This window comes from Streptomyces sp. x-19, from assembly GCF_046549115.1.
Taxonomy (GTDB): domain Bacteria; phylum Actinomycetota; class Actinomycetes; order Streptomycetales; family Streptomycetaceae; genus Streptomyces; species Streptomyces albulus_C.
On the sequence record NZ_JAJPWK010000017.1, the window covers coordinates 1 to 16,590 of the forward strand.

The window sequence follows — 16,590 nt, forward strand, 5'->3', positions numbered from 1 at the left end:
GGGGGGGGGGGGGGGGGGGGGGCGGGGCCGGGGGGGGGGGGGGGGGGGGGGGGGCGGGGGGGGGGGGGGGGGGGGGGGGGGGGGGGGGGGGGGGGGGGGGGGGGGGGGGGGGGGGGGGGGGGGGGGGGGTGTGGGGGGGGGGGGGGGGGGGGGGGGGGGGGGGGGGGGTTTTTGGGGGGGGGGGGGGGGGCCCGCCCGCTCCCCCGAGCCGGGCGGCCCCCACCCCGCACGGGGTCACGGCTTCTGGAAGCCCGCCTGCTGGAGGATCTTCTGCGCCTCGGGGGTGCTCAGCCACTTCACGAACGCCTCGGCCGCGGCGGAGTGCTGGGAGGACTTGAGCGTGGCCGCCGGGTAGGACGCGACGGCGTTCTGCGCGTCGGGGATGTCGATGGCGTCGACCTTGGTGGGCGCGGTGGCGGCGTCCGTCTTGTAGACGATGCCGGCGTCCGCCTCGCCGAGTTCCACCTTGCTCAGCACGGCACGGACGTTGGGCTCCTGCGAGACCGCCTTGACGGTCAGGTGCTGGGCGTCCAGGACCTTCTTGCTGTAGCGGCCGACCGGCACCTCGGGAGCGGCCAGCACGACCTTGAACTTGCTGTCGGTGAGGTCCTTGAGTGCCTCGATCTTCTTGGGGTTGCCCTTGCCGGTGGCGATGACCAGGCGGTTCTTGGCGATGATGGTGGGGGCGCCGGTGTCCGCCTTGAGCCCGTCCATGGTCTTGGTGTCGGCGGTGACCAGGGCGTCGGCGGGGGCGCCCTGCTTGACCTGGGCGGCGAGCTCCTGGGAGCCGGCGAAGGAGAAGGTGACCTTGGTGCCCGGGTGCTCCTTCTCGTAGACGGCGCTGGCCTTCTGGAAGACGTCGGTGAGCGAGGACGCGGCGAGCACGGTGAGCTTGGTGGTGCTGCCGGACCCGCTGCCGCTGTCCTTCTTGGCGTTGTCGTTGCCGCCGGAGCAGGCGGCGAGCGGCATGAGGAGGGCGGCGGCGACGAGCGCGGTGGCGGTGCGGCGTCCGGTGACGAAGGGGGACATGGTGCGGGACTCCTTGCTGCGCGGGGCGACGGGATCGCCCGAGCGGATGGGGACATAGCCGCGCCGTGGACGGGCGACGCCGCTGGGTGGCCGACGGGCCGGGGGACGTGGGGGCGGACCGCCGGAGGGTGGCATGGGGGGTGGCCTGGGGGGTGGCCTGCGGGGGCTCAGGTGCGGTCGATGTGCACGCTGGTGGATTTCACCCGTGCGACGGCCTGCATGCCGACCTCCAGGCCGAGTTCTTCCACTGCTTCGCGGGTGAGCAGGGACACCAGACGGTGCGGGCCGGCCTGGATCTCGACCTGGGCGGCGACGTCGCCGAGTTTGACGGCGGTGACGATGCCCGGGAAGGCGTTGCGGACGGAGGTGTAGGCGTCGTCCTCCTCGCCGCCGGCGGACTGGCCCACCTCGATCGAGAAGGCGGCCAGGTCCCGGCCGTCGATGAGGCGGCGGCCGCTCTCATCGCGGTGGGTGGCGACCCGTCCGGCATCCGCCCAGCGGCGGGCGGTGTCCGGGCTGACGCCCAGCAAGCGCGCCGCCTGGCCGATTGTGTAGGACTGCATGTGCGACAACATATGGGATATTGACTCGCATTTACAATCCTTTTGGCATTCCTCTATAGCAGATGCAAGGGCCATTGGAGGAAGGGACAAGCGCGACTTCCGGCCATCGGAATTCCGGCCGCCCGGCGCGGCGGCCCGCTCGCCACCCCTACCCAGCAGGGCGAATCCCGCGAGGAATCCATGCCCGGAGCCGATTACAGTGCGAGGGACAGAAAGAACATTAGGGATATCTCCCGTAGCGATTCGAGCAGTACGGGATTCCCCATCGTCGCTCCGTGTCGGGCCGTCCCGAATGTCGCGGCACGACATCCCGTCGCACGGCGTCCGGCTCCGTGGCATTCCGCCGCACCGCTCGGTCTTCCCCGCAGCCGCGCCCCCACACGTCCCGCACCTCTCGCACTGGAGGAAGTGGTTCCCATGAGCCTCAGCATTCGCAACCAGCTCTCCGGCACGGTCCTCACCGTCACCCCCGGGGAGGTGATGTCGACCGTCGTGGTGCGGCTCTCCGGCGGGCAGACGCTCACCGCCGCGATCACCGTGGAGGCCGTGCACGACCTGGGCATCACGGTCGGTGCGCCGGTGCAGGCGCTGGTGAAGTCCACCGAGGTCGCGCTGTCCACCGGCCCGGTGGACGGGCTCAGCATCCGCAACCGGCTCCCGGGGACCGTCGTCGCGGTGACCACCGGCGGCGCGATGGCCGGCGTGAAGGTGGCCGTGCCGGGCGGTGAACTGACCGCCGCGATCACCAAGGACGCGGCGGCCGACCTGGGGCTGGCCACCGGCTCCGAAGTGACCGCCCTGATCAAGTCCACCGAGGTCGCGCTGGCCGCCGAACGCTGACCCGAGGGCCCTGCCGGTGGGCCGCCCGCCCCGCGCCTCGACCGGCGCGCGGACGGGCCCACCGGCCGACGCGTGCGCCTACCGCTCCCGCGGCTCGGGGCAGGGTCCCACCCAGATGCGGGTGATGGCACTGATGTACCGGGCGCCGCAGCGGTCGGACGGCACCACCAACTGGCTGCCCGCGGCGTCCAGCGGCTCCCCGTCCAGCGCGGTGGCCAGCAGGATCGGGGCGTTGCCGAAGTCGGCGTCGATCTCCGCCCAGGACAGCACGGTGTGGTGGCCGTCGCCGCCGGTGACCGTCAGCAGGAAACGGGAGCGGTCCTTGCGCCGCCGGGCGTCGAAGCCGGGTCCCGCTTCGTCCAGGACGTCCCGCAGCAGCGGGCCGTCGAAGGTGTGGTGCTGCGGCCCGTTGGTGGCGCAGTCGAAGACCACCGGGGCGTGCCGCTGCGGCCAGCGCGCCCGCAGGTCGGCGACGGTCAGCGTGAGCGGGCGGTGCAGCTGGCCGCCGATCAGGAAACTTCGCACGACGGGCGGGGCGTCAGCGGACGCGCCGCGGACGGCGACGGTGCGGGGCGGCGGGCTGAGTCGGCTCATTGGTGTCCCCCTGGAGACGATCCGCGCGGCGGCTGCCCCCGTGTGATGCCCCAGCGACGCATGGCTCAATCACATATGCCATCCGCTTACACATGTTCCCCTCGCGTAAGTGAGGCGAATGGGGGCAAGAAGGTGGCAGGTCCGGGACCCCCGCAGTGCCGTCCCGGACCTGCCGCCGCCGCACGGCCGGCCTCGTCCGTCACACGGAGCCCTCCCGCGACGGATGCGCCCGGGCCGACCAGCCGCCCTCACCGCCCGCCTCGCGGTGCTCGGCGAGGGCCTGCCACGCCTTGTCCCGGAGGAAGGGCACCTCGGTGAAGCGGATTCCGGTGGCGTCCCGCAGCGCGTTGCCGAAGGCCGGGGCGACCGGGTTGAACGGGCTCTCGCTCATCGACTTCGCACCGAGCGGCCCGATGGAGTCCGAGGTCTCCATGAAGTGCACCTCGGTGCGCGGGACGTCGGCGTAGGCGGGCAACCGGTAGCGGCGGAACGCCGGGGTGAGGACCTTGCCGCCGGAGTCGACCAGGACCTGTTCGAAGAGGGTGGCGCCGAGCGCCTGGGCCACCCCGCCCTCGACCTGGCCGCGGCACTGCATCGGGTTCATGACCTTGCCCGCGTCGGCCGCGTGGACGCTGCGCAGGATCTTGATCTCGCCGGAGTCCGGGTCGACGGCGATCCGGAACCACTGGGCGTTGAAGGCCACCGAACGCGGGGAGCCGCCCCAGTGTCCGTCCGCCACCAGTTCCACGTCGCGCTCGCGGGCGGCCTGGTGCAGCTCCTTGAGCGAGACCGTGCGCCCGGCGCACTCCACGGCGTCGGTGAGCAACTGGCACTGGCTGCGCGGAGTGCGGGCGTACTCCGCGGCGAACGACAGGATCCGTCCGGCCAGGCCGTTGGCCGCGCGCATCACGGCCTTGCCGGCCACGACGGTGCCGGCCGAACCGAAGGCCCCGGTGTCGTGCCGGACCACGTCGGTGTCGGACTGCCGGATGACGATCCGGTCGACGGTGGTGCCGAGCGCGCCGGCGGTGATCTGCTTGTGGACGGTGGTGGTGCCGTTGCCGAATTCGGCGGTGCCGACGGCGATGTCGTACGTGCCGTCCTCCAACAGGGCCACCGTGGCGTCGGCGTAGTGCCCGCCGGGCGGACCGGTGGCGATCATCGACATCGCGGTGCCCTCGCCGACCAGCCAGCCGTCGGGGGCGTCCGCGGCGCTGCGGTCCTCGGCGATCGCGTCACGGACGACCTTCAGGCACTGGTCCAGCCCGTAGCTGGCGATGTGGAGGTCCTCCTCCTCGCCGCCGGGGCTGAGCATGTGCTCCCCGGGGCCGATGATGTTGCGCTCCCGGAAGACCAGCGGGTCGATGCCCAGGCGGCGGGCCAGTTCGTCCATGGTCGATTCCACGGCGAAGGTGACCTGGCCCAGTCCGTAGCCGCGGAACGCCCCGGCCGGGACGCAGTGGGTGTAGACGGAGTAGGCGTTGACCTTCTTGTGCGGCGCGCGGTAGACGGCCATGGACTCGCCGACGCTGTGGAACATCACCGCCGGGCCGTGGTTGCCGTACGCGCCGGTGTTGGAGACCACCCGCAGTTGGAGGGCCGTCAGGGTGCCGTCGCGCCTGGCGCCGGCCTTGATGCCGATGGTGAACGGGTGCCGGGTGGTGGCGCCGAAGAACTGCTCGGCGCGGGTGAACTCCAGCTTCACCGGCCGGTGCAGCCGCATCGCGGCCAGCACCACGATGTCCTCGGCCAGCATCTCCTGCTTGCCGCCGAAGCCGCCGCCGACCCGGCCGGCGACCACCCGCACCTCGTCCTCCGGCAGGTCGTACAGGGCGCACAGGGCGCGTCGGGTCAGGAAGGGCACCTGGGTGCTGGAGCGGACCACGATCCGCTCGCCGTCGCCATCCTCCTTCTCCTCGAAGTAAGCGACGGCGCCGTGGGTCTCCAGGCTGGCGTGCTGCACCCGTTGGGTGCGGAAGGTCTCCTCGTAGATCACGTCGGCCTCGGCGAAGCCCTCCTCGACACTGCCGATCTCGCCGTGCACCTCACCGACCACGTTGTCGTCGGGGCGGGAGATCCGGCAGGTTTCGGAGTCCTTGGGGTGGACCACCGGGGCGCCGGGCCGCATCGCCTCCTCCGGGTCCAGGACGTGCGGCAGCACCTCGTACTCCACCGCGATCCGACGGCAGCCCTCCTCGGCGGCGCCCTCGCTGTCGGCGACCACCGCGGCGACCCGCTGTCCGACGAAGCGGACCACGTCGTCCAGGACCCGGGTGTCGTCGGGGTCCTCGGTGGGGTGCTCGTGGCGGGCCGAGGAGAACAGCCGCTCGGGGGCGTCGTGGTGGGTGAGGACGAGGTGCACGCCGGGGACCCGCAGTGCGTCACTGGTGTCGATGGAGACGATCCGGGCGTGCGGGTGCGGGGAGCGCAGCAGCTTCATGTGCAGCAGCCCCTCGACCTCGATGTCGAAGGTGTAGCGGGCGGTTCCGGTGACCACCTGGGGGCCGGCCGGGGCGCCCAGGTTGCGGCCGACGGACTGCCCGGGGCAGGGCTCCTCGACGTGGGTGACGCCGCGGATCGCGTCCTCGATCGCCCGGTAGCCGGTGCAGCGGCAGAGGTTGCCCTTCAACGCCCTGGGGAGGTCGGTGAGTTGGTCCTCGTCCAGTTTGGACGTGGTCATCAGGAAGCCGGCGGTGCAGAACCCGCACTGGAAGCCCTGGGCACCGAGGAACTTGCGTTGCATGGGGTGCAGTTCGCCGTCCGGTTCGGCCAGGCCCTCGACGGTGGTGACGCGGCGGCCGGCGGCGCGGACGGCCGGGTAGAGGCAGCTGTGCACCGGCTCGCCGTCGACGTGCACGGTGCACGCGCCGCAGTCCCCGGCGTCACAGCCCTTCTTCACCCCGAACCAGCCGCGGTCGCGCAGGTAGGTGCGCAGGCACTGGCCGGGGCGCGGTTCGGCGTCGAAGCCCCGACCGTTGACGTGGATGGCGTAGCTCATCGGACAGCCTCCCTGGCGGACGGCGAGTGGGTGGTGAGTTCGGCACGGACCTCCTCGGCGAGGCGGAGCGCCATGTGCCGCCGCCAGGCGGGCAGGCCGTGGATGTCGTCGAACCACTCGGGCTCGGTGACGGCACCGTCGAGGGTGCCGTGCAGCACCGCGGCGGTGGGCGGGGTGGGGAACCAGAGGCGGAACGGACGGACGGTGGCGGCCGTGACGGTGATCGCCAGCGAACCGTCCAGGGGGTCGAGGGTGCCGATGACCAGGGCGCCGGAGCGGCCGAGTCCGTAGAGGGATACCTGCCGGAACGCGGTCCGGCAGGTCAGTGCGCGGGCGGGCAGGGTCACCGAGCGCAGGAGTTCGCCCTCGATGAGGTCCTTGCGCCCGGCGCCGGTGATGAAGTCGGCGACCTTCACCCGCCGCCGGCGGCCGTCCTGGGCCTGGAGCAGGCAGCTGCCGTCGAGCGCGGCGGTCAGCGAGATCATCGGCCCGGCGGGCAGGCCGTTGCAGAGGTTGCCGCCGAGGGTCGCCATGTTCCAGATCTTGAACGAGGCCAGGAAAGCGCGGCAGCACTGCTCGAAGAGGGGCGCGGCCGGCACCGGGAAGGTCGCGGCGAAGCGGGAGAGCTGGGCGATGGTGCAGGTGGCCGCGATCTCCAGGGAGCCGTCCGGGAGGCGGGTCAGCGGCTCCCAGCCCATCCGGCTCAGGTCCACCAGGCGCCGGAGGTGCGGTTGGGGTTCGGAGAAGAGGTAGGTGCCGCCGCCCAGCCAGGCGTCGCCGGTGCGCCAGGGGGCGTGCTGCCGGCCGTCCCGCACCTCCAGCACGGTGTTCAGGTCCATGCAGCCGAGTGAAGCAAGCGGCCGGCGGGCTGCACGACTGGTCCGCAGCACGGAAAACGCACCAAGGTCCGGGGCAGGAACTGGATGATCAACCAAGAGGTATATCGGCTGGAACCCCTGGCATTTACGATGCCAGGACCCACATTCGCCTCGTGAATGTGAGATGCCGGGTTCTTCGCCCGGTAGCCGTCCAAGGAGCCACCACATGCACGTCCACGATCTCCTCCAGCTCGATGCGCTCGACCTGACCCTCCTGTGGGGCGAGGAGCCACTGCTCGCCCAAGAGGTCAGCGGAGTCACCGCCACCGACCTGGAGGCCCCCGCCCGGTTCCTCCAACCGGGAGAGCTGGTGCTGAGCGGACTGGTGTGGTGGGCCCCCGGGGACGACCGGGAGAAGGTGGACCGCTTCGTGGCGGCGCTCGCGGACTCCGGTGCGGCCGCACTACTGGCCGGCGAGGAGACCCACGGCAAGGTCCCCGACGTGCTGGTGGAGTCCTGTCGCGCGCACCGCGTCGCCCTGGTCTCGGTGCCCGCGCGCACCACTTTCCGAGCCATCACCGAGGCGGTGTACCTGCGCCGGTGGGGCGACCTCAGCCGCCGCCCGGCCGGCCACTACGCCCTTCCGGAGAACGTGCGCAACGAGCTCGCCGGGCTGCTCGCCGGGGACGCCGCGCCCGACGCCCTGTTGGACCGGGCGTTCGCGCACCTGGGCGGCCCCGCCTGCTACCTGCTGACCGCCACCGGCCGGACCCTCGCGCGCACCCCCGACGCCCCCGAGCTGACCGCCCGACAGGCCCGGCGGTACCTCACCGCCGGCATCGGCAACACCCTGCGCATCGAGGGCGACCCCGGACCGTACGACGCCTGGTTCCTGCACCTGCGCGGCGTGGACGACGCACCACCGCGAGTGCTGCACGAGATCGCCGACGTCATCGCGCAGTACCGGCACCACGAAGCGGCACGCGGGACGGCCGCGCGCCGGGCGACGAACGCCCTGTTGGCCCTGGTCGCCGCGGGCGCCGCCGAGGGGAGCGCGTTCGACGCGGCGCTGCACGCCTGCGGGCTGCCCGCCGACGGCCCGTTCCGCGTGGTGCTGGCCGCTTCGGACGGCACGGAGCCCGAGCAAGCGACCCGGGCGCTGGTCGAGGCGCTGCGGCACTCCCCCGGGCCGCCGTTCGCGGCCGGGCTGCTGCCGGGCGGGGACGCGGCCGCGGTGGTGGCCGGCGACGAGGAGTCGCCGCCGGCCCTGGACGAGCCGTGGCCCGCACTGCACGCCTGCCGCCCCCAGGCGCCGCTGCACGCCGGGGTGAGCGGCCCGGTGGCCGCCGCCGACCTCAACTCGGGCCTGGAGCAGGCCCGTTACGCCCTGGCCGCGGCCCGCTCGGCGACCCCGGAGGGGGCCGGGGTGTCCTCCGTCGACGAGCTGTCCACGCTCGGCTCACTGCTCTCCGGGGTGCCGGGCGAGGTGCGGACGGCGTTCAGCAGCCGGGTCCTCGGCCCGCTGTCGCGCGGGGGCAGCGCCTCGCACCGGATGCTGATGGAGACGCTGGAGGTGTTCCTCGCCCAGCACGGGTCGTGGGCGCGCACCGCGGAGATCCTCCATCTGCACGTCAACACCGTGCACTACCGCGTCCAACGGATCGAGGCCCTGACCGGCCGCGACCTGTCCCGGCTCGACCACAAGCTGGACCTGCACGCGGCGCTGCTGTGCCGCTGAGCGGCGGCCGGGGCGGCGGCCGGGCTCAGCCCCGCTCGTCCGGCCGGTCCACGTGCACGTGGGTGGACTTGATCCGGGCGGTGGCCTCGACGCCGACCTCGATGCCGAGGTCCTCGACGGCCTCCCGGCTGACCACCGCCACCACGCGGTGCGGCCCCGACTGGACCTCGACCTGGGCGATCACGTCGTCGAGGGTGACCGCCGTGACGATGCCGGCGAAGGCGTTGCGGACGGAGGTGCGGGCCTCGCCGGGGACCGGGTGCGCGCCGGCGGCCCGTTCCTTGGCGAACGCGGCCAGGCCCACTCCGTCGATCACGCGGTTGCCCGCCCCGTCCCGGTCCATGCGCAATTGCCCGCCGTCGGCCCAGCGACGAACGGTCTCCGAACTCACGCCCAGCAGTCGCGCTGCCTGGCCAATGCTGTACGAGGGCACGTCGGCACTCTAAAGGACCCGAGAACCGACCCGGGCGTCACATCCAGCCGACGCCGGCCCGCCGGCCGGCACCGGCGCCGCAATCGCCAAGGTCGACATCGAACCATTCGGGTCGCGGCTTCCGCTGCGCCGGGTGGCTGACGACATGTCCGGGCCTTCGTACGCCGCTCGACGCCTTCGCTCGCTCCACCAACAGGAACACCCGGGCACCTTCTCGTCCGCGGGCGCTTCCCGGCCGCGACCACCGCGTGCGACCCTGCCGATACGGGCCCCGCGAGTCGGCCGCGTCCCACGGCGAACGGCGGCGCGGCGCAGACCGGCGCGCTGCCCGGCCGGACCGGCCTCTTGGGCCCGTACCTCACCGAGGCGCGAAATCCTGGAGGGGGAGAGGGAGAGGGAGACGGCGATGGAGATCGAGGTACTGGTCGTAGCTGGCTGCCCGCACCGACAGCTCGCCGAGGAGCGGCTGCGGCAGGCACTGGACGCCGCCGGGCTGACCGACACCGGCTTCACCACTCGGGTGGTCGGTGACCAGGCAGCGGCCGAGCGGGCCGGCTTCACCGGCTCCCCGACGATCCTGATCGACGGCCGCGACCCGTTCGCCCGGCCCGGCGCCGCACCGTCCCTCGCGTGCCGGCTGTACCGCACCCCCGGCGGCCTGGCCGGGGCGCCCGACCTCGACCGGATCCGTCGAGTCCTTGAGCGTTCCCGGCCAAGCGCCGCCCAGGCACGCCACCCTGGCCAGTAGGGGTGCGCGAAGCAACGAGCAACCCGGTTCAGGCGCGCCGGCCGGTGACCGTGAAGGCGACCGAGTACGTCAGCGTCTCCGCGCTGTCCAGGTGCGCCAGGAACGCGGCAACCGCCTCGTCCCCCGCCTGCGGGGAGCCGAGGGCGCGGGCGATCAGGGGCCGGGCGATGTCGAGCTTGAGCTCCCACTGGCCGCGTTGGATCGGGTCGATCCGCCCGGCGATCAGGTGGTACGGATCGACCCGCACGTCCAGGTCCGTCAGCCCGGCCCGGCGGGCGAGCCCGTACAGACGCCGCCCGGTGTGCGGGTCGAAGCCGGCTGCCGCGAGCGCCTGGGTGACCGGGTCGAGCAGGGCGCGCAGTTCGGGGCCGAGCGGGTCGTGCCAGACGAGCTGGCCGTCGAGGTCGAAGAGCACGACCGTGCCGCCGGGGCGGGTGACGCGTGCCATCTCGGCGACGGCCACGTCCCGTTCGGCGACGTACTGGAGCATCAGGCGCGAGTAGACGACGTCGAAGGAGCCGTCCTCCAAGGGCAGTGCGCGGGCGTCGCCGGAGCGCCGCTGCGGGCCCGTGCCGGCCGGGTCGCCCGCCGCGAGGCGCGTGGCGTTGCCGTCGAAGGCGACGACCTCGGCTGCCGGGCGGGCCCGCAGCACGGCCTCGGCGATGTGACCGGGGCCGGCGCCCACGTCGAGCACGCGCGCCCCGGGGGCACTTGGCAGCACCGGGTCCAGATAGGTGCGCACCCATGCGTCGGCGTCGACCTTGGCCACCAGCCGGCCGGCCTCGCGCCGGTCCTCCATCAGGTACGGGACGGTCATGCGCTGCTCCTCGGGTAGCCGCCCCGGCCGTGCAGCCGCTGGGCGTACAACTCGTCGATGTGCCGGTAGAGATCGGGGTACGCCTCGGCGAGCCACAGCGCACGTGTGTAGGGGCGTACGGACTCGGCCCCCGCCAGGAGCAGGTGGTCGATCGGGGTGGCGGTGGCGAGGGGGACGGCGGCGGGCTCGAAGTCCGCGTAGGCGTGGCAGGCCGCCGCCAGCAGGGTGTCCGTCGCCCGCCGGACCTCGGTCGGATCGAGTCCCGGCCCGATCAGCAGGTCACAACGGTTCTCCAGGAAGGAGAAGTTGAAGCCCAGCGGCCCCCTGTAGGCGAGCGCGGCGGCCCGTACCGTACCGGACGCGTCGTACAGGGCCCAGACGCGTCGATGGCGGCGCAGCCCGACCAGGCGGTAGAGCCGGTCCACGTCCGTGAGGCGCAGGTCGTCGCGGTCCAGGCCCTCGGCCCGTACGTACACCTCGCCGCGGCAGCGGCGGGCCAGGTCCGCCAGCTCGGGACAGGCACCGGCGTCCAGCTCGGTGACCGTGCCGACCGAGCCGACGGGAGGGAGCGCGCGGGCGAGGGTGAGCGGGACCATCACGTAGTCGCCGGGGACGACCAGCGAACGTGCGGGGCCGAGGTTTCGCTCGATGCTGCCGAACGCGCGGGCCGCGAAGCGGTTGGAGGGACTGAACCAGTTCTGGGCGGCGACGTCCTGCCGCTCGGCCACCCGGATCGCCTGCGCCGCCAGCATCACCGCCCGCCCTCCGGCGAGGGTCCCCGAACTGACCAGGTGCTGGGTCTGCCAGCCCCCGTGCGTGGAACGCCAGGAGCTCAGCGACGCCCAGCCACCGCCGGGCTCGTCGTAGCTCGCGACCCAATGGAGCAACTCGCCGGCCCGACGGGCGCGTTGCCAGTTCTCCAGGATGAGCGACCAGTACGGGGCGAGCCTGGCCCGCTTGGCCGGGTAGAGGAATCGGGAGCGCTCGTACCGGTCGAAGAGTTCGACCGGTGGTAGCGCGTTCACCTCGCACCCGAAGTCGGACCACGTGCGGGAGGCGATCCGGTCCGCCACTGCCGAGACGGTCATGGGACGTGCCCTGTCCTTTCGCGGGGTTCCTGAGATCGACAGCATCTCCAACGGCCGACACCGGCGAAGGTGACGCCGTTCAGGCGACGCTTTCCGGACGCGAGAAGCGCGGCGCCGCACCGCGGGGCGAGGCCGGTCCGCCCTCTCCGTGCGGGGGGCCAGCACGGTCGCCTCGTGGCACAGGACAGGCTTGCCGACGTTCGCGGTCACGCCCCGCGCTCTCCGCCAGCCACCTTGCCGCGGCGCCCAGTTGACGTCCACGGCGCGGTGTCGCGCGCGTCGTCCGATGTTGCCGGCGTGGCGCCTGGCCGAAACGAGAGCGGCCCGGTCCCTCCCCCACCCGTGGCGTCACGCCGAACCGAGGGTCCCGGTAGCCGGATCTCCTCGTTCCTTGGTGCGGTGGACGGGTCGAGGACCTGCCTGCCATGCGCGCGCGGGCATGGCAGGCAGGCAGGAGAGTGGGGCGGTGAGCGTGGTTCTCCGGCCGGAGAGTGCCCGTCCAGGGCCAGGCGGTGGATCCGGGGCCGGCCGGACGGACGCGTCGCCGAGCCGGACGTCGACGGCGCCGCCGCCGACCACCCGGACGGCGATTACCGCCAGGTAGGTCGTGCAGGGTCGGGGCGGCGGGCCGGTGTTCGGCGGGTTGAGGGGAGCCGCCTCGACCTGGACCGGTCCGGGGTGCCGGACCCGCCGGGGCGGACCACGAAAAGCGCCGGCGGGCACGGCGGGGAGGGCGGGGAGAGCGCCGCCCGCACCGGGCGGACCAGCGGGCCCGGCGCCAATTGGCACCGAACAGAGCAGTCCGGTTCGCGGCCCGCCCGCACTCCGGCACTCCGTGCCGCGCGACTCCCCCGCCCGCGGGGCACCTCGCGGCGTTCCGCCAACTCATGGAAACGACTGGTCAGTTACCGGGAAGTCGGATCCCGGCTCCGCCAACGCGGGCCGATCGGGACGCCCTCGACGCCCCCTCACCACTGGATTAGTCCGGTTTGCGGCGGTTTCTGGCGAATGTCAGCCTGAAAGCCCATTCGTCGAAGGAGTTGATCGCATGGTTACGGATCGCACCGCACCGATCGAGACCGCTGCTCTGTCCGCCGAGGTCGAGGGGCTGCTCAGCCCCGCCGAGCCCGACGGTGTCTACCGCGATACCCGCGAGTGCGGGGGCGGGCTGCTGCTGCTCGGCCTCCTGCTGATCTCGCCCCCCACCCCCCGCCCGAAGTCCGGCGTTCGCTGAGGGGAATCGCGTTGGCTGAACAGACGCAGGGAGCAGTCCCGCTCAGCGCTGTGATCGCCGATGCCGCAACCGGGGTCGCCCTCGCCCTCCAGGGTGGGGGCGACCCCTATGCGCTCTCCCGGATCCTGCGACAGGGCGATCCACTCGCCCCTGCCGCGGTCCGGGTCCTGGGCGCCGACGCGCTCGCGCCGTACGCCCTGGAGCACCGCGCGGTGCCGGTGGGTGCGGACGACGAAGCGGTGGTGCGGCAGACACTGGCGGCCTTCCCCCCGGGCGCGGACGCCTCCGACGTATCGGCATGGAGCTATCGCGGCCTGGTGGAGGCGACGCACGCCTACCTCCCCTCGCACGCCCGACCCTGGCCCCGGCCCCCCGAGACCGGCGCCGAGTGGACCGCCGCCGACCCCTGGCCGCGGCTCGCCCACCGGGTGTCCCAACTCGCGGCCCTGGCCCTCCCGGGCCTCGCCGCCGACCTGGAGGAGCAACTGACCTCACGCACCGACGACTTGGCCCGCGGCTTCGTCCGGGCCGTACGCCGCCGCGACTGGCTGCAGGCCGCCGGGGTGGGCCGCTGGCTGGCCCGGCTCCCCGACGTGCCCCCCACCCTCGGACTGGACGCCGGCCTGGCCTTCGTCCGGCAGTTGGGCGGCCGCGACCCGCGGGTGGCCCTGCACGTGGTGGCCGCGCAGCGGTTCTTCGGGCGGGGCTGGTGACCGCCGGCCGGGGCGACCCGGACCTGCTGGACCGGATCGTCAGGGGCAGCCTCGGCTGGCTGACCACGATGCGGGACTTCTTCCGCCTGCCACCGGACGCGACCACCGACGCCGACCCCAACCTCACCCTCAAACCCCTCGGCGAACTGGCCGAACTCACCCAGCTCATCGCCTCGTCGCACCCGCGCGCGGAACTCCGGGACGCGGCGGGGCGGCTGTTCGCCTTCGCCTGGCGGGAGACCCGCGCGGGCGCCCTGTTCGCCGAGCTGATCCGCGGGGAGCCGTACGCCACCTACCCGGTGGAGATCTACGGGGTCTTCGCCCAGGCCGGGCTGCGGCACCCGGCCGTCGAGGAACTGGTGCTGACCACGACCGGGCTGCGCGGCTGGCGGGTGGCCCGCGAGGACCACACCCGCACCCTCGGGGTGCTCAACGCCGAGCGGCGGATCGGCCTGGCCCCACACGCCGACTTCGACACCGCGTTCGCGCACACCGGGCTCGGGCTGCTCCCCGAGCCCTGGGCACTGGACCGCAGGGCGGCGTACGGCCTGACCCACGACGTCTTCCACCTCACCGACTGGGGCCGCAACCGCCGGCGGTTGGCCCCCGAGGCCGCCGGCTACCTGCGGCTCTGGCTGCCCTCCTGGCTGGAGAACTGGCAGGAGGAACAACTGTGGGACCTCGTGGGCGAGTTGCTGGCGGTCGCGGCCTGCCTTCCCACGGCCCCGTACGACGCGGCTGCCTGGCAGCGGCTGGCCGCCGCGCAGGCCGCCGACGGCAGCGTGCCCGAGACCGGTGCCGCGCCGCGCCCGACCGATCCGGCCGAGGCGTTCCTGGCCTGCTACCACTCCACCCTGGTGACCGCGTTCGCCGGCACCCTCGCCCGGATCGCCTCGGACGAGGCCGAGTCCTACGCCGGCCCGCTGGTGGCCGGGCAGACGGCGGTGGCCGGGCCGACCCCCTACGAAAGCGAGGCTGCGCTGTGACCGTGACGGCTGCGTCCCTGGCCTCCCCGGCCTCCCCGGCACTGCTCCACCGGGTCGGCGACCGGGCCCTGAGCTGGCTCGACGCGCACCGCGACTGCTTCCGGCTGACGCCCGAGGACCGCGCCACGGGCAGCGCGACGATCGAACGGCTCAAGCCCATCGGCGAACTGGCCATCAACATGCAGGTGCTGTTCCGGGAAGGCGTGGCCGGCTCCCGGCAGCGCACCCGGGCCGGTGCGCTGCTGGACTTCGCCTGGCGGGAGCTGCTCGACGGCGGCAACATCCTGGCCGCCCTCCAACAGGACGAACCGCACTCCCCGGTGCCGTTGGAGGTCTACGCGCCGTTCCACGAACTAGGCCACCGCCACCCGGGCCTGGAGGCGGCCCTGGCGGTGACCCGGCGCACCGCGACGTGGACCGCGCTGGAGATGGTGCCCAACCGGCGCCTGGGAGTGCTCAACGCCGAACGCAAGATCGGACTGGCCCCCAGCGCCGACGTCGACCAGGCACTGGCGCGCACCTGGCTGGGCCAGTTGCCCGAGCCCTGGACGGTGCAGTTGCACATCGCGTACGACATCACCCACACCGTCTTCCACCTCACCAACTGGGGCGAGGCACCGGACCGCATCCCGCCCGACGTCGCCGACTACCTCACCCGGTACCTGCCGGCCTGGCTGGACGACTGGGCCGACCTCGAACACTGGGACCTGCTCGGTGAACTCCTGGTCGTGGACGCCTGTCTGCCCCGCCCCACCTTGGACGCGCGACTGTGGGAGCGGTACGCCGCCGCCCAGGACGCGTCCGGGGCGATGCCGATCCAGCACGCGATGCCCGAGGGCGATCCGGACCTGGTCTTCGACCAGGTGCACCACCCCACCCTGGTCGCCGCGTTCGCCTCGGCCATGGCCACCTCCCGCGCACTGACGTCCACCGCCGGCTGATGCGGACCCCCTCCGACGGGCCGGCGCTGGCGGACCGGCTGGCGTACGCGCTGACCACCGTCGACGCCCCGGACGTCGTCCTGGCCGTCACCCGGCGGGGCCGCCGCACGGTGGTCAGCGGCGGCACGGCGCTGGCGCCGCCGACCCCGCGCCAGGCCCTGCGCTACGAACTCGGCTCGCTGACCAAGACGTTCACCGTGCTGCTGCTCGCGGACCTCGCGGCGAACGGCGCGCTCCGGCTGGACGATCCGCTCACCGCACGCCTGCCGCGGCTGCCGCTGCGCCACCCGTGGTCGGGCCGGATCACCCTGCGCCACCTGGCCACCCACACCTCCGGGCTGCCCCGCATCCCCACCGACCTGTTGATCGGCGCGCTGGTCCGCCCCTACGAGAACGGCTACTCCCGCTACGACACCGAGCGGCTGCTGCGCACCTTCGCCCACACCCGCCCCCGGCACCGGCCCGGCACCCGCTGGCGCTACTCCAATTTCGGGCTGGCACTGCTCGGCCCGGCCATGGGGCACACGACCGGCACCGGCTACCCGGACCTGCTGGCCTCCCGGGTGCTGAAGCCGCTCGGCCTCACCGGCACCACCCTGGCGCCCGGGGCCACCGGCACCGAAGCGGTCGGCCACCGCACCAACGGCACCACTCCCGTCCAGAGCACCGACATGGGGGCCTTCGCCGCCGCCGGCGCGGTCCGGTCCACCCCCGACGACCTGCTCACCTACCTGGAAGCGCACCTGTACCCGGAGGGCAGTCCGCTGGCCGGGGCGCTGCGCGCGGTGCGCACCCCGCTGCTGAGACGCGGCTGGCGGCACCGCAACACCCACACCCTGACGTGGTACCAACATCCGGCGGCGCGCGGCCCGTTGCTCTTCCATGTGGGCGCGACCTTCGGGCAGCAGGCGTTCCTCGGATTCCACCCGGCGTCCGGCACCGGACTGGTCGCCCTGGCCACCCGCCGCGGTCGCACCTGCCGGATGGTGACCACCGCCTACGAGCTGCTGTACGCACTGGCCGGCGACGAGGGGTAGGGCCGCCGGCGCG

16 protein-coding genes are annotated in these 16,590 nt (G+C 73.6%); 8 read left to right on the plus strand and 8 right to left on the minus strand.

Going from position 1 to position 16,590, the window contains the following annotated elements:
- Positions 1-234: 234 nt before the first annotated feature.
- Complete coding sequence (gene modA / locus ACLJT4_RS29525) at positions 235-1,029, minus strand: molybdate ABC transporter substrate-binding protein (RefSeq protein WP_411126868.1); 795 nt, start codon at positions 1,027-1,029, stop codon at positions 235-237.
- Between the two features lie 167 nt (positions 1,030-1,196).
- A complete protein-coding gene (locus tag ACLJT4_RS29530; RefSeq protein WP_016573546.1) occupies positions 1,197-1,592 on the minus strand; it encodes a molybdopterin-binding protein in 396 nt (131 codons plus the stop codon).
- 417 nt (positions 1,593-2,009) lie between these two features.
- On the opposite strand from ACLJT4_RS29530, the gene ACLJT4_RS29535 reads away from it, so the two are divergent.
- Complete coding sequence (locus ACLJT4_RS29535) at positions 2,010-2,432, plus strand: TOBE domain-containing protein (protein ID WP_411126871.1); 423 nt, start codon at positions 2,010-2,012, stop codon at positions 2,430-2,432.
- Positions 2,433-2,510: 78 nt separating this feature from the next.
- Here the strand turns inward: ACLJT4_RS29535 and ACLJT4_RS29540 are convergent, their stop codons facing one another.
- The 3 genes from ACLJT4_RS29540 to ACLJT4_RS29550 all read right to left on the minus strand — a co-directional run bounded on the left by ACLJT4_RS29540 (position 2,511) and on the right by ACLJT4_RS29550 (position 6,863).
- The gene (locus tag ACLJT4_RS29540) at positions 2,511-3,026 is read right to left on the minus strand and encodes a molybdopterin-dependent oxidoreductase (RefSeq protein ID WP_411126873.1); all 516 of its coding nucleotides are present in this window, start codon (positions 3,024-3,026) and stop codon (positions 2,511-2,513) included.
- A gap of 199 nt (positions 3,027-3,225) precedes the next feature.
- Positions 3,226-6,024 (minus strand): molybdopterin-dependent oxidoreductase, encoded by a 2,799-nt coding sequence (locus ACLJT4_RS29545; RefSeq protein ID WP_411126875.1) that lies wholly within the window; start codon positions 6,022-6,024, stop codon positions 3,226-3,228.
- Positions 6,021-6,863, minus strand: a complete 843-nt coding sequence (locus ACLJT4_RS29550) for an FAD binding domain-containing protein (protein WP_411126877.1) — start codon at positions 6,861-6,863, stop codon at positions 6,021-6,023. The genes ACLJT4_RS29545 and ACLJT4_RS29550 overlap by 4 nt, the downstream gene beginning before the upstream one ends.
- 205 nt (positions 6,864-7,068) lie before the next feature.
- Between ACLJT4_RS29550 and ACLJT4_RS29555 the strand changes: the two genes are divergently transcribed.
- Positions 7,069-8,580 carry a helix-turn-helix domain-containing protein gene (locus tag ACLJT4_RS29555; RefSeq protein WP_411126879.1) on the plus strand — a complete coding sequence of 504 codons (1,512 nt, stop codon included), beginning with the start codon at positions 7,069-7,071 and terminating at the stop codon, positions 8,578-8,580.
- Between the two features lie 25 nt (positions 8,581-8,605).
- Here ACLJT4_RS29555 and ACLJT4_RS29560 read toward each other — a convergent pair whose 3' ends face one another.
- Positions 8,606-9,013, minus strand: a complete 408-nt coding sequence (locus tag ACLJT4_RS29560) for a molybdopterin-binding protein (protein ID WP_037632613.1) — start codon at positions 9,011-9,013, stop codon at positions 8,606-8,608.
- Between the two features lie 406 nt (positions 9,014-9,419).
- Here ACLJT4_RS29560 and ACLJT4_RS29565 point away from each other — a divergent pair, with 406 nt between their 5' ends.
- Positions 9,420-9,761: a DsbA family protein gene (locus ACLJT4_RS29565; protein ID WP_411126881.1), complete on the plus strand. Its 342-nt coding sequence runs from the start codon at positions 9,420-9,422 to the stop codon at positions 9,759-9,761.
- A gap of 28 nt (positions 9,762-9,789) precedes the next feature.
- On the opposite strand, the gene ACLJT4_RS29570 is transcribed toward ACLJT4_RS29565, so the two are convergent.
- Positions 9,790-10,578 (minus strand): methyltransferase domain-containing protein, encoded by a 789-nt coding sequence (locus ACLJT4_RS29570; RefSeq protein ID WP_411126883.1) that lies wholly within the window; start codon positions 10,576-10,578, stop codon positions 9,790-9,792.
- Positions 10,575-11,666, minus strand: a complete 1,092-nt coding sequence (locus tag ACLJT4_RS29575; RefSeq protein ID WP_411126885.1) for a hypothetical protein — start codon at positions 11,664-11,666, stop codon at positions 10,575-10,577. Before ACLJT4_RS29575 ends, ACLJT4_RS29570 begins: the two co-directional genes overlap by 4 nt.
- Positions 11,667-12,714: 1,048 nt before the next feature.
- Between ACLJT4_RS29575 and ACLJT4_RS29580 the strand changes: the two genes are divergently transcribed.
- From ACLJT4_RS29580 to ACLJT4_RS29600, 5 genes are read left to right on the plus strand one after another with little or no spacing between them, the layout of a single operon-like run.
- Positions 12,715-12,900, plus strand: coding sequence for a hypothetical protein (locus ACLJT4_RS29580; protein ID WP_016573986.1), 186 nt, complete (start codon positions 12,715-12,717; stop codon positions 12,898-12,900).
- Positions 12,901-12,950: 50 nt separating this feature from the next.
- Positions 12,951-13,613 (plus strand): hypothetical protein, encoded by a 663-nt coding sequence (locus ACLJT4_RS29585; protein WP_411127137.1) that lies wholly within the window; start codon positions 12,951-12,953, stop codon positions 13,611-13,613.
- Positions 13,610-14,599 carry a DUF6895 family protein gene (locus tag ACLJT4_RS29590; RefSeq protein WP_411126887.1) on the plus strand — a complete coding sequence of 330 codons (990 nt, stop codon included), beginning with the start codon at positions 13,610-13,612 and terminating at the stop codon, positions 14,597-14,599. Before ACLJT4_RS29585 ends, ACLJT4_RS29590 begins: the two co-directional genes overlap by 4 nt.
- A complete protein-coding gene (locus tag ACLJT4_RS29595; RefSeq protein WP_411126889.1) occupies positions 14,596-15,540 on the plus strand; it encodes a DUF6895 family protein in 945 nt (314 codons plus the stop codon). The genes ACLJT4_RS29590 and ACLJT4_RS29595 overlap by 4 nt, the downstream gene beginning before the upstream one ends.
- A complete protein-coding gene (locus tag ACLJT4_RS29600; RefSeq protein ID WP_411126891.1) occupies positions 15,540-16,577 on the plus strand; it encodes a serine hydrolase domain-containing protein in 1,038 nt (345 codons plus the stop codon). The genes ACLJT4_RS29595 and ACLJT4_RS29600 overlap by 1 nt, the downstream gene beginning before the upstream one ends.
- Positions 16,578-16,590: the final 13 nt, after the last annotated feature.

Bases quoted from the DNA above. Each gene is read 5' to 3' on its own strand.
- ACLJT4_RS29550 (WP_411126877.1), bottom strand. From the start codon at position 6,863: ATGGACCTGAACACCGTGCTGGAGGTGCGGGACGGCCGGCAGCACGCC.
- ACLJT4_RS29555 (WP_411126879.1), top strand. From the start codon at position 7,069: ATGCACGTCCACGATCTCCTCCAGCTCGATGCGCTCGACCTGACCCTC.
- ACLJT4_RS29535 (WP_411126871.1), top strand. From the start codon at position 2,010: ATGAGCCTCAGCATTCGCAACCAGCTCTCCGGCACGGTCCTCACCGTC.
- ACLJT4_RS29540 (WP_411126873.1), bottom strand. From the start codon at position 3,026: ATGAGCCGACTCAGCCCGCCGCCCCGCACCGTCGCCGTCCGCGGCGCG.
- modA (WP_411126868.1), bottom strand. From the start codon at position 1,029: ATGTCCCCCTTCGTCACCGGACGCCGCACCGCCACCGCGCTCGTCGCC.
- ACLJT4_RS29570 (WP_411126883.1), bottom strand. From the start codon at position 10,578: ATGACCGTCCCGTACCTGATGGAGGACCGGCGCGAGGCCGGCCGGCTG.
- ACLJT4_RS29580 (WP_016573986.1), top strand. From the start codon at position 12,715: ATGGTTACGGATCGCACCGCACCGATCGAGACCGCTGCTCTGTCCGCC.
- ACLJT4_RS29530 (WP_016573546.1), bottom strand. From the start codon at position 1,592: ATGCAGTCCTACACAATCGGCCAGGCGGCGCGCTTGCTGGGCGTCAGC.
- ACLJT4_RS29575 (WP_411126885.1), bottom strand. From the start codon at position 11,666: ATGACCGTCTCGGCAGTGGCGGACCGGATCGCCTCCCGCACGTGGTCC.
- ACLJT4_RS29565 (WP_411126881.1), top strand. From the start codon at position 9,420: ATGGAGATCGAGGTACTGGTCGTAGCTGGCTGCCCGCACCGACAGCTC.
- ACLJT4_RS29600 (WP_411126891.1), top strand. From the start codon at position 15,540: ATGCGGACCCCCTCCGACGGGCCGGCGCTGGCGGACCGGCTGGCGTAC.
- ACLJT4_RS29545 (WP_411126875.1), bottom strand. From the start codon at position 6,024: ATGAGCTACGCCATCCACGTCAACGGTCGGGGCTTCGACGCCGAACCG.